This window comes from Mycobacteroides sp. PCS013 (assembly GCF_049532645.1).
GTDB classification, from domain to species: Bacteria; Actinomycetota; Actinomycetes; order Mycobacteriales; family Mycobacteriaceae; genus Mycobacterium; species Mycobacterium gwanakae.
In genome coordinates this window covers 1,185,047-1,200,639 of sequence record NZ_CP150131.1, presented here as the reverse complement: position 1 = coordinate 1,200,639, position 15,593 = coordinate 1,185,047, and the positions used below count along the sequence as shown (strand labels likewise).

The following is a 15,593-nucleotide window of genomic DNA, read 5'->3' as shown; positions in this document are numbered from 1 at the left end:
GGACTCACCTGACCTCCTTCCCGGCCTGCGGCAGGTTGCCGAGGTAGTAGTCCGTGTCGGTGGTTCCCGGGTACATCGCGTGTGGGGGTGGCGCCATGCCAGGCTGCAGCGGTGCCAGCAGCTTGTCCTTGCCGTAGATGAGGTCGGCGCGGTTGTCGTCGGCCATCTCATAGTCGTTGGTCATGGTCAGCGCGCGGGTCGGGCACGCCTCGATACATAGCCCGCACCCGATGCACCGCAGATAGTTGATCTGGTACACCCGGCCATACCGCTCCCCCGGCGAGAAGCGTTCCTGCTCGGAGTTGTCAGCGCCCTCAACGAATATGGCATCGGCCGGGCACGCCCAGGCGCACAGCTCACAACCGATGCATTTCTCCAGCCCATCGGTATACCTGTTGAGTTGATGCCGCCCGTGATAGCGCGGCGCGGTGGGCTCCTTCTTCTCGGGGTACTGCTCGGTGAGCCGTTTCTTGAACATCGACGAGAAGGTCACCCAGAATCCCGCCATCGCGTCGACCGAACGTCGCACAACATCAGGCATGTGCATCCTCCTTGGTGGTCGAGAACGGGTCCGTGTCGAGGCGCTGCCCGGGCAGTGGCGGCACCGGGAATCCACCGGCCATCGGGTCGAAACTCTTATCCAGCACGGGTTTTGGCGATTCAGTGCGTCGGGCGAGCACACCCACCAGCGCGATACTGCCGACAGAGACCACGAGACCGGCGACCCCGAGAATGATCGAGGGGTTTCCGTATCCGTAGAGGGCCAGCGCCTGCACCACTCCGACAATGACGATCCATACCAGCGCGACCGGGATCAGGACTTCCCAGCCCAGCCGCATGAACTGGTCATAGCGCAGCCTCGGCAACGTGGCGCGCAACCACATGAACAGGAACATGAAGCCCCAGACCTTGGCCACGAACCACAGCACCGGCCACCAGGAGCTGTTTGCTCCATCGATCAAGCTCAGCGGCCAGGGGGCATGCCAGCCCCCAAGGAACATGGTTGCCGCCAGACCGGAAACCGTTGCCATGTTGATGTATTCGGCGAGCATGAACATCGCGAAGCGCAGTGAGGAGTACTCCGTGTGGAAGCCGCCGACCAGCTCGCCTTCCGCTTCGGGGAGATCGAACGGCGCCCTGTTGGTCTCGCCGACCATGGCGGTCACGTACACCAGGAATGACGGGAGCAGCAGGAATACGTACCAACGACCGGCTTGCGCAGCGACGATTCCCGAGGTCGACATCGTGCCGGCCAGCAGGAACACCGCCGCGAATGTCAGACCCATCGCGATCTCATAGGAAATCACCTGCGCGGAGGAGCGCAATCCACCCAGCAGCGGGTAGGTGGAGCCGGATGCCCAGCCCCCCAAGACAATCCCGTACACGCCTACGGACGTGACCGCCAGCACGAACAGAATCGCCACCGGAAGATCGGTCAGCTGAAGTGGGGTGCGATGCCCGAAGACCGAGACGACTGGGCCGAACGGGATGACGGCGTACGCGACGATCGCCGGCACCACCGAGATGATCGGCGCGAGGAGATAGATCGGCTTGTCCACCCCGGCTGGGGTCAGGCCCTCCTTGAGCGCCAGCTTCACGCCGTCGGCCAGGCTCTGCAACAAGCCGAAGGGACCCACCCGATTGGGACCGATTCGACGCTGCATCCAGGCAAGCACCTTGCGCTCCACAAGAATAGCGACGAGCACGGTCAGAACCAGAAAAGCGAATACCGCCACGCATTTCACGAAGACCAACCAGAGCGGGTCAATCCCGAACTGGGAGAGCACCGCCGAACCGTCCGTCTGCCTCACGGCGCGACCTCGATTCGCACCACTTGTCCCAGCGCCGGACCGAGCTGCTGATGAACCTCCGACCCGACAGAACGCATGGGCACCCATACCACCCTGTCTGGCATCTCGGTTATCCGCAGCGGCAAGGTTATCGATCCCTGAATCGACTCCGACAGACTGCGTATCGTCACCGATTCGCCCTCCGCGGCACCGATCTCGCTTGCGGTCACCTCCGATAACCGCACCTGTGCGGTGTGTGCGGTCCCGGCAAGGAACGCCTCACCGTCTTGCAGCCGACCGGCATCCAGCAGCAGCCTCCACGAGGCGAGCACCGCCTCTCCCGCCATGGGCTGGGGAAGGGCGGTCGCGCGTACCGGTCCCGGGGTTTCCCGCGCCCCCTCCCAGGGCCCGATATCCGCAAGCTCGGCAAGTGCCTGATTTTCGTCGTTCAGCCCGATCGGACGATCCATCCGCGCTGACAGCGCAGCGAGCACCTTCAGGTCATCGAGAGCATCACTGGTGTCGAGAGTCGCCCGGAAGGGCCTCAGCCTGCCTTCCCAGTTCACGAAGCTTCCGGATTTCTCGGCGACTGCCGCCACCGGAAGAACCACATCGGCGAGCTCGGTGACAGCGCTGTGCCGCATCTCCAGGCTGACGACGAACGCGCTCTTGAGGGCGCCGATGGCGGCGGCGGGATAGGGCAGATCGGCCAGTTCCACGCCACCGATGAGGAAGGCGTCGAGTCCATTTCCCGGATCCAGCATGCCCGCGGCATCGAGTCCGGGCATGTCGGGCAGCGCGATCACACCCCACTTGTCGGCGATGTAGCGCCGTGCCGCACTGTCGGATACCGGATGCCCGCCCGGCAGCAGTCTCGGCAACGCTCCAGCCTCCAATGCGCCACGCTCGCCTGCCCGGCGCGGAATCCACACCAGCGTCGCGGCCGTGCTGTCGGCCAGCCGGGCCGCCGCGGACAGCGCTCCGGGTATCGACGCCAGTCGCTCTCCCACCATGATCACGGCACCGGGCCGGCGCAGTAACTCGGAATCGGCCAGCCCTGCCATCGTTTCCGGTTCTGTTCCGGGAGCGGTGGCAATCACATCGGCCGAGAGCTTGGTAGATCCTCGGCTGACGAACGGTGCGATGGCCAGCACCTTGAGGCCCCGTTTACGTACCCCCTTGCGCAGCCGCAGGAAAACAATCGGAGATTCCTCTTCCGGTTCGAATCCCGCCAGCAGGACCACCGGCGCGGACTCCAGGGCCGCATAGGTGCGCGTCAGCCCGCGCCCGGCGACGCCCGATCCGAGGAACGCGGCCTCTTCGGCGCTATGTGCACGGGCCCGGAAGTCGATGTTGTTGGTGCCCAGCACCATACGAGCGAATTTGACGTAGGCGTAGGAATCTTCGACGGTGAGCCGCCCACCGGTCAGGACTCCCGCGTGGGCACCAGCATCCGCCAAGCCCTTTGCCGCGACCTCCAATGCCTGTGGCCACGATGCCGCCACCAGGTCCCCGGACTCATCACGTATCAGCGGATTGGTGATGCGGTCCCGTGCCGTGGCATAGGCGAACGCCCAGCGTCCCTTGTCGCAATTCCATTCCTCGTTCACTTCCGGATCGTCACCGGCCAGGCGCCGCAGCACCTTTCCACGCCGATGGTCGGTGCGCTGCGCGCATCCGCTCGCGCAGTGCTCGCACACGCTGGGGGTGGACACCAGATCGAATGGCCGCGCACGAAACCGGTAGGCAGCACCGGTCAGAGCGCCGACCGGACATATCTGCACGGTGTTGCCGGAGAAGTACGACTCGAAGGGCTCGCCGCCTGCGATACCAACCTGTTGTAACGCGCCACGTTCGAGTAGCTCGATGAAGGGGTCGCCGGCCACCTGTTGTGAAAAACGGGTGCACCGGGCGCACAGGACACAACGTTCCCTGTCGAGCAGCACCTCGGTGGACAGCGGAATCGGCTTGGGAAACGTGCGTTTGGCCTCAGTGAATCGGGTCTCGGAGCGGCCGGTCGACATCGCCTGGTTCTGCAGTGGACACTCCCCGCCCTTGTCGCAGACCGGACAGTCGAGCGGATGGTTGATCAGCAGCAGCTCCATCACACCGCTCTGCGCCTTCTGCGCCGCCGCGGAGGTGACCTGGGTATGGACCACCATGTCCTCGGCAACGGTGGTGGTACAGGCGGCCAACGGTTTACGCTGCCCCTCCACCTCGACCAGGCACTGGCGACAGGCACCCACCGGATCGAGTAAGGGGTGATCGCAGAATCTGGGTATCTGCACGCCTATCAGTTCGGCGGCGCGGATCACCAATGTGCCCTTAGGCACCGAGATGCTGTGTCCGTCGATGTTCACGGTAACGAAGTCGGTGTTGATGGCTGGTTCTGTGGCCGTCATCGACGTACCTCCCCGAATACAGTGCTGGCTGCCGAATCGAAGGGACACCCATGGTCCAGGTGTGCCTCATACTCTCCGCGGAAGTACTTGAGCGAGGACATGATCGGGCTGGCCGCACCGTCCCCGAGCGCGCAGAAGGACTTGCCGAGCACGATGTCCGAGATATCCAGAAGCTTGTCGAGGTCTTCGGCGGTACCCTCTCCGGATTCCAGTCGCCGCAGAATACGCACCAGCCAGTAGGTACCCTCGCGGCACGGCGTGCACTTGCCACAGGACTCGTGCGCGTAGAACTCGGTCCACCTCAGGACCGCGCGCACCACACACGTGGTGTCGTCGAATATCTGTAATGCCTTGGTACCCAACATCGATCCGGCGGCGCTGACTCCTTCGTAGTCGAGTGGGACGTCCAGATGCTCGGCGGTGAACAGTGGTGTCGACGAACCACCGGGAGTCCAGAACTTGAGCCCGTGCCCGTCCCGCACTCCGCCGGCCAGCTCCAGGAGCTCTCGCAGCGTCACGCCGAGCGGGGCCTCGTACTGCCCGGGAGTGCGCACATGCCCGGACAACGAATACAGCGTGAATCCAGGGGATTTCTCCGAACCCATGGTCCGGAACCACTCGGCGCCGCGCCGCAAGATGACGGGCACGCTCGCGATCGACTCGACGTTGTTGACGACCGTCGGGCTGGCGTACAGACCGGCAACCGCAGGAAACGGCGGACGCAGCCGTGGCTGGCCGCGACGACCCTCCAGCGAGTCCAGGAGCGCTGTTTCTTCCCCGCAGATGTAGGCGCCCGCACCGGCGTGCACCACCAGTTCGAGATCGAAACCGCTGTCAAGAATGTTGCGACCCAGATATCCGGCCTCATAGGCCTGGGCCACCGCGGTCTGCAATCGTCTAATCACCGAGATCACCTCACCGCGCACATAGATGAAGGCATGCGCGGCGCGGATCGCGTAGGCGGCGATGACGATTCCCTCGATGAGGGTGTGCGGCGTCGCCAGCATCAGCGGAATGTCTTTGCAGGTACCGGGTTCGGATTCGTCGGCGTTGACCACCAGATAGTGCGGCTTGCCATCACCCTGCGGAATGAAGGACCATTTGGTGCCCGTCGGGAATCCGGCACCTCCGCGTCCACGCAGCCCGGCTTCCTTGACGACACCGATGACCGCGTCCGGTTCCATGCTCAGCGCGGCGCGCAGGCCCTGATATCCGTCATGGCGCAGATACCCGTCGAGAGTCCACGAGTCGGCCTCGTCCCAGTACTCGGACAGGACCGGGGAGAGAATAGAGGAAGTCATCACACCTCCTTCTGCACGTTCTGCTGTACATCCCGGGCCAATCGCAGCCCGGCCAGCGTCGGGTTCCCGGCCCGAGCGGCGGCCACCGCCTCCGGCCGATTGTCGGCGAACCCGGCCAAGATCCGGGCGGTCTGTCTGAACGTGCACGGTGGAGCACCGCGCCGGGGCTCGGGGATCCGTCCCCTTTGGAGCCCTGTCACCAGATCTGCGGCCCCGTCCGGGGTCTGGTTATCGAAGAACTCCCAGTTGATCATCAGCACCGGCGCGTAGTCGCAGGCGGCGTTGCACTCCACATGCTCGAGCGTCACCTTGCCGTCCTCGGTAGTGCCTCCTGGTGCCACGCCGAGCTCGTCGACCAATCGCGTCAAGATCGCGTCACCACCGAGCACCGCGCACAGCGTGTTGGTGCACACCCCGACGAGATAATCGCCGGTCGGTTCGCGCCGGTACATCGAGTAGAAGCTCGCCACCGCGGTGACCTCGGCGGCCGTCAATTCCACTTGTCCGGAACAGAATTCAATTCCAGCCATAGTCACATACCCGTCCTCGGACTGCACGAGATGCAGCAGCGGCAGCAACGCCGACCTACGACTCGGGTACCGGTCGAGAACATCCTTGGCGTCGATGGCAAGCCGGGAAACAACCTCCGGCGGATAGCTTTTGCGTCCGGCGAAACAGCCCTCGTCCTCCGGCGGACGGCTCCCGAGTTCAAGAAAGACGCCCTCGCGCTCCGTTGGATGTTCATCGCCCGAGTGGCTCATCACCGGTCCACACCGCCCATCACCGGATCGATGCTTGCCACCGCGGCTATCAGATCGGCCACCATGCCGCCCTCGCACATCGCCGACACGGACTGCAGATTGGTAAAGGACGGATCGCGGAAATGCACACGGTAGGGCCGGGTTCCACCATCACTGACCATATGGACCCCGAGCTCGCCGCGCGGCGACTCGACGGCGACGTACACCTGCCCGGCCGGCACGCGGATCCCCTCGGTCACCAGCTTGAAGTGATGGATGAGTCCTTCCATCGACGTACCCATGATCTTGGCGATGTGCTTGGGTGAGTTACCCAGTCCATCCGGGCCCGAGGCCAGGTCCGCGGGCCACGCAATCTTCTTGTCGTCCACCATGACCGGTCCTGGCCGCAACCGGTCCAGACACTGCTGGGCGATCTTGATGGACTCGTGCATCTCCTTGACCCGAATCAGATATCGCCCGTAAGAGTCGCAATCCCCATGGGTGATGACCTCGAAGTCATAGCTCTCATAACCGCAGTACGGCTGTGCGCGTCGCAGATCGTGAGCGAGCCCGGTGGCACGCAGGACCGGACCCGTGATTCCCAAAGCCATACACCCGGTCAGATCGAGGTATCCGACGCCCTGGGTCCGCGCCTTCCAGATGTAGTTCTCGTTCAACAGGTTTTCCATATCGCGCAACCTGCCCGGCAGAATCTTGAGCAGATCGCGCACCTCTTGTTCGGCGCCATCGGGCAGATCCTGCGCCAGCCCGCCTGGCCTGACGTAGGCGTGATTCATGCGCAGGCCGGTGACCGCTTCGAAAACCTTCAAGATCATCTCGCGTTCCCGGAAACCGAGGAACATCGCGGTCATCGCCCCGAGTTCCATGCCGCCCGTGGCAAGTGCGACCAGATGCGAGGAGATCCGGTTGAGCTCCATCATCAACACCCGAATCACGGTGGCTCGCTCCGGGATTTCGTCGGTGATGTCAAGCAGCTTCTCAACCCCCAGGCAGTAGGCGGTCTCGTTGAAGAAGGGTGACAGGTAGTCCATCCGGGTCACGAAGGTGACACCCTGCGTCCAGGTCCGGTACTCCAGATTCTTTTCGATACCGGTGTGCAGATAGCCGATTCCGCAGCGTACGTCGGTAACCGTCTCCCCCTCGATCTCAAGGATCAGGCGAAGCACGCCGTGGGTTGACGGATGTTGCGGGCCCATGTTGACGACGATTCTTTCGTCGCTTGCTTGGGCGGCGGCAGTGACGATCTCGTCCCAGTCCTGCCCACCGGCCATGAGATGAGTCTCGGGCTGCGCTGTCATTAGTTGTAGGACCTCCGCTGATCGGGCGGCGCAATGGTGGCTCCGTGGTACTCGACCGGCACACCACCGAGGGGATAGTCCTTACGCTGCGGATGACCTTCCCAGTCATCGGGCATTTCGATTCGGGTCAGCGCGGGGTGATCGTCGAAGACGATGCCGAAAAAGTCGTAGGTTTCGCGTTCATGCCAGTCGGTGGTCGGGTACACGGCGTTCAGTGACGGGACATGCGGATTACCATCAGGTACAGCCACTTCGAGCATGATCCGGCGGTTCCACGTGATCGACATGAGTGGGTAAACAGCATGCAGTTCCCGCGCGGTGTCCTCGGGGTAATGCACACCACTGACGCCCAGACAGAGCTCGAAACGCAGCTGCGGATCATCCCGCAGAGACTGGGCGACCTGCACCAGGTGTTCGGCCTTCACGTGGATCGTGAGCTGATCGCGGTAGACGACGACACTCTCGACAGCGTCCTCGTAGGTGAGGTGTTCCTGCTCCGCCAGAACCGATTCCAGCCGGTCGACCACGTGGTCGAAGTACCCGCCGTACGGACGATTCGAGCTCGCCGGCAAGGAGATCGACTGAACCAGCCCACCGTAGCCCGAGGTGTCGCCGCTGCCCCGGACTCCGAAGAGCCCATGCCGTACCCCGATGACCTCGCCTGAACTCTGATCGTCGCCCGTCACCGCAGCAGACCCTTCATCTCGATGGTCGGCGTCGCGGCAAGCGCGGCGGCCTCGGTCTCGCGGATGACTTCCTCTCGGTTGGCCCCGAGCGGCATCTGCCCGATCTTCTCGTGCAACTTCAAGATCGCATGCAGCAGCATCTCCGGACGCGGCGGGCATCCTGGAAGGTAGATATCCACGGGGACAACATGATCGACACCTTGGACAATGGCGTAGTTGTTGAACATGCCGCCGGATGATGCGCAGACCCCCATAGCAAGCACCCATTTGGGTTCGGCCATCTGGTCGTAGATCTGTCGCAACACGGGAGCCATCTTCTGACTCACCCGGCCGGCCACGATCATGAGGTCGGCCTGCCGTGGCGTCGCCGAGAAACGCTCCATGCCAAAGCGGGCAATATCGAACCGCGGCCCCGCCGTGGACATCATCTCGATGGCACAGCAGGCCAATCCAAAGGTGGCCGGCCACAACGAACCTTTGCGCACATACCCCGCCAGCGTCTCGACGGTGCTCAGCAGAAATCCGCTAGGCAGTTTTTCCTCAAGACCCATGGCTCTCCCGACAGGTGTGCTTATTCGTTATGTTGCAAGGACTTCCGCGCCGCCCCACCAATCGCACAGGGGCTAATCCCAGCTCAGGCCACCGCGCCTCCATTCGTAGGCGTACGCCACCGACACATTGACGATGAACAGGGCCATTGCGAGCAGTCCGAACAGTCCGAGGGCGCCGAAATGGACGGCCCACGGATACAAGAAGACGATCTCGATATCGAAAATGATGAACAACATGGCGGTGAGGTAGTACTTGACCGGCACCCGATGTCCGCCGGACGCGGCGCCGTGATGATCACGTCCCATCGAATGCTGGGTGGCCTCGATGCCACACTCGTAGGCCTCGAGCTTGGCCCGGTTGTATCGACGTGGACCGACGAACGATGAAATCCCAATGGAGAAAACGGCAAAGGCCACCGCAATGGCGCCGAGTACCAAGATCGGTACATACGCATCCATGGCAGACCAGCCTCCCGAATCGATCGATCGGGTCCCTGTGCTGGATCGGCAACGTTGCCGTGTCAGTGCTGTCTGTGGTCGAGGGCTGCCGACCAGTACAGATGTGACCTAACAAACACACTATCGGTTGGCGCTGGATCCATGCCACCGTTTCACGGTGTTTTGCGCAATTAAGTATCGAGTCGAAGAGCCTGGCCGGCTGACGTCAGCGGCGGGTAGCGGCAGCCGAACCGAGCAGGTCGATCACCGTCGCCGTCAGTCGCATGGGATCGATCGGCCGCGGCACCACGCCCTCGGCTCGGGACCAGCTCGCCAGCCAGCCGTCTTGCGGACGACCGGTCAGAACGACGATCGGCGGCGGAGCGTCGACCTCATCTTTGACCTGCTTGGCCACACCCAGCCCGCCGAATGGCGTCGCCTCACCATCCAGGATGGCCAAGTCGATACCGCCCGCACCCAGGCGTTCGATGACCATGGGCCCGGTGGCGACCTCGACGAACTCCAGCGGCGGCAGGGCGGAATCGGGCCGGGTGCCGATTCCCTGAATTACCTTGCGCCGGACCGTGATGTCATCGCTATAGACGAGGACGTGCAGCGCCATGGGGCCATGCTAGGCCGAGCCGACGCCGCTTGCGATGGAATCCGGGAAAGCCCAGGAAACCCGGGAGAACTAGGCGCGGAAGAACCTGACCTCGGAGGCCAAGATGGCCTTCGCGCCGATCGAGGCGAGCGCATCCATGGTGGTGTTGACCCCCTTGCGTGGGGCCAGGGCACGGACCGCCACCCACTTCTCGTCGGCCAGCGGGGCCAGCGTCGGTGATTCCAGACCGGGCGTTACCTTGAGCGCCTCATCCAGAACATCGCGCGGGCAGTCGTAGTCGAGCATCAAGTACTGCTGGCCGAACACCACACCCTGGATGCGAGTGCTCAGCTGGGTGCGAGCGGTTTGCGTTGCCGGATCGGCGTTCTCCCGCTCGATCAGTACCGCTTCCGAATCGCACAGCGACTCCCCGAAGGGCGCCAGACCATGCTGACGCAAGGTGCGGCCGGTGCCGACGATGTCGGCGATCACATCGGCCACACCCAGCTGGATGGATATCTCGACAGCACCATCCAGGCGAATGACTTCGGCCTCGATCCCCTTGGCGGCCAGATCCTTTCGGACCAGGTTGGGATAGGCAGTGGCGATCCGCTTGCCTGCTATGTCGTAAATCGTCCAGTCTCTGTCGGCGGGCGCGGCGTAGCGGAAGGTCGAACCACCGAATCCCAGCGCCAGCCGCTCGAGCACCGGGGCATCGGAGTCCATCATCAGATCGCGACCGGTGATACCAAGATCAAGCTCGCCCGAGCCGACATAGATCGCTATGTCCTTGGGCCTCAAGAAGAAGAACTCGACGTCGTTCTGCGGGTCGAGCACGGTCAGATCCTTGGCGTCGCCACGCCGCCGATAGCCCGCCTCCGACAGGATCTCCGATGCCGCCTCGCTGAGCGCCCCCTTGTTGGGGACGGCGACGCGCAGAGCCTTAGGGACGCCGTTCGTACTGGTCATGTCAGAGCTTCCGGTAGACGTCGTCAAGAGTCAGACCGCGGGCGATGAGCAGCACCTGTGCCCAATAGAGCAGCTGGCTCACCTCTTCGGCAAGCGACTCGTCGCTCTCGTGTTCGGCGGCCAGCCACACTTCACCCGCCTCTTCGAGCAGTTTCTTGCCCAGGGTGTGCACCCCCGCATCGAGGGCGGCAACGGTGCCACTCCCCTCGGGCCGGGTCTTGGCGCGATCACTGAGCTCAGCGAACAGCTCGTCGAAGGTCTTCACGGGTGGCGATTCTGTCACGACCCCGCCTGGTGAGTCATATGGGTTTGCACGCGGTGGCGGTCAGCACATCCGCGTGGGCACGCCGCAGGTCGGCCGCGGACAGACCCGACAACGTGGCGGCGTGCCTGCGCCGGTCGCCGGCGGGCACCTCGACATGGTTGGGCACCACCAGCACCACACAACCCGCCGCCTCGGCCGCGGCGGCACCGGTCGCCGAGTCCTCGATGGCCAGGCAATCGGCCGGATCTATGTCCAGCAGCGCGGCAGCCCGCAAGTACGGGTCGGGGGCCGGTTTGGTGCGCACCACCTCGTCACCGCATACGGTTCCGGAAAACCACTGTGTGCCAATGGTCTTGAGCGCCTGGTTGGTGAGTGATCTGATGGTGTTGGTCACCAGTGCCATGGGTACCTGCTCGGCGGCGAGCTGCGCGAGCATGTCCTGGGCGCCATCGCACCAGGTGAGATTGGTTTCGAAGAGCTCGCCGGTGTACTCGTGCAGCCAGTCGTTCTCGCGGGCCATCAGCTCGGGGTCCGGCTCCAGCCCGAACGCTGCGAACATCATCTTCATGGTGGCCTCGGCGGACCCGCCAAGCAGCGCGGTACGCAGCTCGGGGGTCATCTCGCCGCCCAGCCTGCGGCACGTTTCGGCCATCGAGATATCCCAGAGCTTCTCCGAGTCGATGAGCGTGCCGTCCATGTCCCACAGCACCGCGCGCATGCGACCAATTCTGTCAGAGGTCGCCTGCTGCCCATGACGCCGGTGCTCAGTCCTCAGGGTTGTAGCCGAGGTTCGGGCCGAGCCAGCGCTCCGCTTCCTGCAGCGTCCAGCCCTTGCGCTTGGCATAGTCGGCGACCTGGTCCTGGGCCAACCGGCCGACCACGAAGTACTGCGACTGCGGGTGCGAGAAGTACCAGCCGCTGACCGCGGCGCCGGGCCACATCGCCATCGATTCGGTCAGCTCGATGCCGGTCCGCGTCGTGACGTCCATCAGGTCGAACAGCGTCGTCTTCTCGGTGTGTTCCGGGCAGGCCGGGTAACCGGGTGCCGGGCGGATTCCCCGGTACTTCTCGCCGATGAGTGCCTCGTTGTCCAGCTGCTCATCAGGCTGGAAGCCCCAGAACTCCTTGCGGACCCGCTGGTGCATCCGCTCGGCGAAAGCCTCGGCCAGCCGGTCGGCGACCGACTCCAGCAGGATCGCACTGTAGTCGTCCAGATCCGCCTTGAACTCCATGATCTTGTCCTGGCTGCCGAGCCCCGAGGTGACCGCGAAGGCGCCAACGTAGTCGGCCAGGCCCGTGTCCTTGGGCGCGATGTAGTCGCCCAGCGACCGGTTCGGGATGCCGTCGCGGTGCTCGCCCTGCTGGCGCAGGTTATGCAGCGTGGTCAGCACCTCAGTGCGAGTGTCGTCGGTGTAGACCTCGATGTCTTCCATATTCGAGCCCACCGCATTCGCAGGGAAGAAACCGATCACCCCATTGGCGGTCAGCCACTTCTCCTTGATCAGGGTGTCGAGCATCTGCTGGGCATCGTCGTACAGCTTGCGCGCGGCCTCGCCCGTGGCCGGGTTGTTGAGGATGTCGGGGAACCGGCCCTTCATCTCCCAGGCGTTGAAGAACGGCTGCCAGTCGATGTACTCGCGCAGCTCGGCGATGTCGTAGTCCAGAAACTCCCGAACCCCAATCCCTATGACGGGCACGGGCGGCGTGTATCCCTCCCACTCGATCGGCGTCCGGTTGGCGCGGGCCTTCTCCAGCGTCAGCGTCGGCCGCTCGTTCTTCTGTGCATGCCGTTCACGAAGCGACGCATAGTCCTTCTCGGTGGCCTCCAGCAGTCCTGGCCGCTGCTTGTCATCGAGGAGCGCGGCGGCAACCGGCACCGAACGGGACGCGTCCTTGACCCAGACCACCGGGCCCTTGCGGCGCGGTGAAATCTTTACCGCGGTGTGGGCGCGCGAGGTGGTCGCGCCACCGATCAACAGCGGGATCTCCAGCCCTTCGCGTTCCATCTCGACGGCGAAGTTGGCCATTTCATCCAGCGACGGGGTGATCAGGCCGGACAACCCGATGATGTCGGCGTCGTGCTCCTTCGCTGCGTCCAGGATCTTCTGGGCGGGCACCATCACACCGAGGTCGATCACTTCGAAGTTGTTGCACTGCAACACGACTCCGACGATGTTCTTGCCGATGTCGTGGACGTCGCCCTTCACGGTCGCCATGATGATGGTGCCGTTGGTGTCCTTGGATTTGGTGGACCCAGTGGCGCCCTCGTTCTGCGCCTTTTCCTTCTCGATGAACGGCAGCAGGTATGCGACGGCCTTCTTCATCACCCGGGCCGACTTCACCACCTGTGGCAGGAACATCTTTCCCGCGCCGAAGAGGTCGCCGACGACGTTCATGCCATCCATCAATGGGCCCTCGATCACCTCGATCGGGCGGCCGCCCGCGGCGGCGATCTCAGCGCGCAACTCCTCGGTGTCGTCATCGACATGGGCGTCGATTCCCTTGACCAAAGCGTGCGTAATCCGTTCGCGCACCGGAAGACTGCGCCACTCTTGAACTGCTCGATCGTCTCCTCCGCCCGAGTTCTCCGTGCTGTTGAACCGTTCGGCGATCTCCAGGAGCCGTTCTGCCGCGTCCGCGCGACGGTTCAGGACGACGTCCTCGATGCGCTCCCGCAGCTCGGAGTCGATCGAGTCGTAGGGCACCAGTGCGCCGGCGTTGACGATGCCCATGTCCAGACCGGCCTTGATAGCGTGGAACAGAAACACCGCGTGGATAGCCTCGCGGACGGGATTGTTGCCGCGGAACGAGAACGACACGTTCGAGATACCACCGGAGATGTGCACACCGGGCAGGTTCTCCTTGATCCAGGCGCAGGCCTCGATGAAGTCGATCCCGTACGTCGCGTGTTCCTCGATCCCCGTCGCCAGCGCGAAGCAGTTCGGATCGAAGATGATGTCCTCAGCCGGGAAACCGACCTCTTCGGTCAGAATCCGGTAGGCGCGCCCGCAGATCTCCTTACGACGCTCCAGGTTGTCGGCCTGACCTGTTTCATCGAAGGCCATCACCACGACGGCGGCGCCGTACTTGCGGCACAGCTGCGCTTCGCGAACGAACTTCTCCTCGCCCTCCTTCATGGAGATCGAGTTGACGATCGGCTTGCCCTGCACGTTTTTCAGACCCGCCTCGATGACCTCCCATTTCGAGGAGTCGATCATCACCGGGACGCGGCTGATATCGGGCTCGGCCGCGATCAGCTTGGTGAACCGATCCATCGCGGCAACGCCGTCGATCATGCCCTCGTCCATGTTGATGTCGATGACCTGCGCACCGACCTCGACCTGCTGCAGAGCGACCGACAGCGCCGTGTCGTAGTCCTCGGCCTTGATCAGATTGCGGAACCGGGCGGAGCCGGTGATGTTGGTGCGCTCACCGATGTTCACGAACAGAGAGTCGTCGGTGATGTTGAGCGGCTCCAGACCCGACAGCCGGGTAGCCACCGGCACGTGCGGCAGCTGCCTCGGCGTCATGCCCTCGACAACCTTGGCGATCTCAGCGATATGCGCAGGCGCCGTCCCGCAGCACCCACCGACCAGGTTGACCAGGCCGTCCTCGGCGAACTCGGCAAGATACCCGGCCTGGCGCTCGGGGGACTCGTCGTACTCTCCGAAAGCGTTGGGCAGACCCGCGTTCGGATAGCAGGAGACGAAGGTGTCGGCGATGCGCGACATCTCGGCGATATAGGGCCGCATCTCCGGGGCGCCCAGGGCGCAGTTGAGGCCCACCGCGATGGGCCTAGCGTGCCGGATCGCGTTCCAGAATGCCTCGGTGACCTGGCCGGACAACGTTCGCCCGGACGCGTCGGTGATAGTGCCCGAGATGATGATCGGCCAGCGACGCCCGCGCTGCTCAAACAGCGTCTCCACGGCGAACACCGCTGCCTTGGCGTTCAGCGAGTCGAAGATGGTCTCCACGAGGATGATGTCGGCACCGCCGTCGACCAGGCCGTTGGCTGCTTCAAGATAGGCGGCGACCAGCTGGTCGTAGGAGACGTTGCGGGCTCCGGGATCGTTGACGTCCGGCGAAATCGACGCGGTCCGGGTGGTCGGCCCCAGCGCCCCGGCGACGTAGCGCGGCTTCGCGGGGGTGCTGTAGTCGTCGGCGGCCGCCCGTGCCAGCGCGGCACCCGCATAGTTCAGCTCGTAGCTCAGCTCTTCCATGCCGTAATCGGACAGCGACACCGCGTTCGCGTTGAAGGTATTGGTCTCGAGGATGTCCGCACCCGCCTCGAGATACTCACGGTGAATTCCCTCGATGATGTGCGGTTGCGTCAGAGTGAGCAGATCGTTATTGCCGATGAGGTCGCTCGGCCAGTCGGCGAACCGTACGCCGCGGTATCCGGCCTCGTCGGGCCTGTCGCGCTGGATCGCCGTACCCATCGCGCCGTCGATCACCAAGATCCGCTGTTCAAGAGCAGTGGTCAGCGCGTCCGTGCAGTCGGGTCGGACATTCGGCTGCAGATTGGTCACGT

The 15,593-nt window shown here is 63.9% G+C and carries 14 protein-coding genes; all 14 read right to left on the bottom strand.

Going from position 1 to position 15,593, the window contains the following annotated elements:
• Window positions 1–4: 4 nt before the first annotated feature.
• The 14 genes from nuoI to metH all read right to left on the bottom strand — a co-directional run bounded on the left by nuoI (window position 5) and on the right by metH (window position 15,591).
• Window positions 5–541, bottom strand: coding sequence for an NADH-quinone oxidoreductase subunit NuoI (gene nuoI, locus RHO23_RS05890; protein WP_101312732.1), 537 nt, complete (start codon window positions 539–541; stop codon window positions 5–7).
• Window positions 534–1,811 carry an NADH-quinone oxidoreductase subunit NuoH gene (nuoH, locus tag RHO23_RS05885; protein WP_227457847.1) on the bottom strand — a complete coding sequence of 426 codons (1,278 nt, stop codon included), beginning with the start codon at window positions 1,809–1,811 and terminating at the stop codon, window positions 534–536. The genes nuoI and nuoH overlap by 8 nt, the downstream gene beginning before the upstream one ends.
• Entirely contained in the window at window positions 1,808–4,192 is a 2,385-nt protein-coding gene (locus tag RHO23_RS05880) for an NADH-quinone oxidoreductase subunit G (protein WP_070942476.1), read from the bottom strand. Before RHO23_RS05880 ends, nuoH begins: the two co-directional genes overlap by 4 nt.
• Window positions 4,189–5,493, bottom strand: coding sequence for an NADH-quinone oxidoreductase subunit NuoF (gene nuoF / locus RHO23_RS05875; protein WP_064408615.1), 1,305 nt, complete (start codon window positions 5,491–5,493; stop codon window positions 4,189–4,191). Before nuoF ends, RHO23_RS05880 begins: the two co-directional genes overlap by 4 nt.
• A complete protein-coding gene (nuoE, locus tag RHO23_RS05870) occupies window positions 5,493–6,254 on the bottom strand; it encodes an NADH-quinone oxidoreductase subunit NuoE (RefSeq protein ID WP_064408614.1) in 762 nt (253 codons plus the stop codon). Before nuoE ends, nuoF begins: the two co-directional genes overlap by 1 nt.
• Window positions 6,254–7,525, bottom strand: coding sequence for an NADH dehydrogenase (quinone) subunit D (gene nuoD / locus RHO23_RS05865; protein WP_234797645.1), 1,272 nt, complete (start codon window positions 7,523–7,525; stop codon window positions 6,254–6,256). The genes nuoE and nuoD overlap by 1 nt, the downstream gene beginning before the upstream one ends.
• 26 nt (window positions 7,526–7,551) lie before the next feature.
• Window positions 7,552–8,238, bottom strand: coding sequence for an NADH-quinone oxidoreductase subunit C (locus RHO23_RS05860; RefSeq protein ID WP_057964711.1), 687 nt, complete (start codon window positions 8,236–8,238; stop codon window positions 7,552–7,554).
• Window positions 8,235–8,789 carry a NuoB/complex I 20 kDa subunit family protein gene (locus tag RHO23_RS05855; RefSeq protein WP_030095574.1) on the bottom strand — a complete coding sequence of 185 codons (555 nt, stop codon included), beginning with the start codon at window positions 8,787–8,789 and terminating at the stop codon, window positions 8,235–8,237. The genes RHO23_RS05860 and RHO23_RS05855 overlap by 4 nt, the downstream gene beginning before the upstream one ends.
• Before the next feature lie 72 nt (window positions 8,790–8,861).
• On the bottom strand, window positions 8,862–9,248 hold the full coding sequence (locus tag RHO23_RS05850) for an NADH-quinone oxidoreductase subunit A (protein WP_030095573.1): 387 nt from the start codon (window positions 9,246–9,248) through the stop codon (window positions 8,862–8,864).
• 205 nt (window positions 9,249–9,453) lie between these two features.
• Window positions 9,454–9,849: a hypothetical protein gene (locus RHO23_RS05845; protein WP_423488794.1), complete on the bottom strand. Its 396-nt coding sequence runs from the start codon at window positions 9,847–9,849 to the stop codon at window positions 9,454–9,456.
• A 69-nt stretch (window positions 9,850–9,918) separates the two neighbouring features.
• Window positions 9,919–10,797 (bottom strand): ATP phosphoribosyltransferase, encoded by an 879-nt coding sequence (gene hisG, locus RHO23_RS05840; protein ID WP_070916169.1) that lies wholly within the window; start codon window positions 10,795–10,797, stop codon window positions 9,919–9,921.
• Window position 10,798: 1 nt separating this feature from the next.
• The gene (locus tag RHO23_RS05835; protein ID WP_005061184.1) at window positions 10,799–11,080 is read right to left on the bottom strand and encodes a phosphoribosyl-ATP diphosphatase; all 282 of its coding nucleotides are present in this window, start codon (window positions 11,078–11,080) and stop codon (window positions 10,799–10,801) included.
• 16 nt (window positions 11,081–11,096) lie between these two features.
• Entirely contained in the window at window positions 11,097–11,780 is a 684-nt protein-coding gene (locus RHO23_RS05830; RefSeq protein WP_030095570.1) for an HAD family hydrolase, read from the bottom strand.
• Window positions 11,781–11,826: 46 nt separating this feature from the next.
• Window positions 11,827–15,591: a methionine synthase gene (gene metH, locus RHO23_RS05825; protein WP_423488793.1), complete on the bottom strand. Its 3,765-nt coding sequence runs from the start codon at window positions 15,589–15,591 to the stop codon at window positions 11,827–11,829.
• Window positions 15,592–15,593: the final 2 nt, after the last annotated feature.

Excerpts from the sequence above, each read along its gene's own strand:
- nuoF (WP_064408615.1), bottom strand. The coding sequence starts at position 5,493 with ATGACTTCCTCTATTCTCTCCCCGGTCCTGTCCGAGTACTGGGACGAG.
- nuoE (WP_064408614.1), bottom strand. The coding sequence starts at position 6,254 with ATGAGCCACTCGGGCGATGAACATCCAACGGAGCGCGAGGGCGTCTTT.
- nuoD (WP_234797645.1), bottom strand. The coding sequence starts at position 7,525 with ATGGCCGGTGGGCAGGACTGGGACGAGATCGTCACTGCCGCCGCCCAA.
- nuoI (WP_101312732.1), bottom strand. The coding sequence starts at position 541 with ATGCCTGATGTTGTGCGACGTTCGGTCGACGCGATGGCGGGATTCTGG.
- RHO23_RS05880 (WP_070942476.1), bottom strand. The coding sequence starts at position 4,192 with ATGACGGCCACAGAACCAGCCATCAACACCGACTTCGTTACCGTGAAC.
- RHO23_RS05855 (WP_030095574.1), bottom strand. The coding sequence starts at position 8,789 with ATGGGTCTTGAGGAAAAACTGCCTAGCGGATTTCTGCTGAGCACCGTC.
- RHO23_RS05830 (WP_030095570.1), bottom strand. The coding sequence starts at position 11,780 with ATGCGCGCGGTGCTGTGGGACATGGACGGCACGCTCATCGACTCGGAG.
- RHO23_RS05850 (WP_030095573.1), bottom strand. The coding sequence starts at position 9,248 with ATGGATGCGTATGTACCGATCTTGGTACTCGGCGCCATTGCGGTGGCC.
- RHO23_RS05845 (WP_423488794.1), bottom strand. The coding sequence starts at position 9,849 with ATGGCGCTGCACGTCCTCGTCTATAGCGATGACATCACGGTCCGGCGC.
- hisG (WP_070916169.1), bottom strand. The coding sequence starts at position 10,797 with ATGACCAGTACGAACGGCGTCCCTAAGGCTCTGCGCGTCGCCGTCCCC.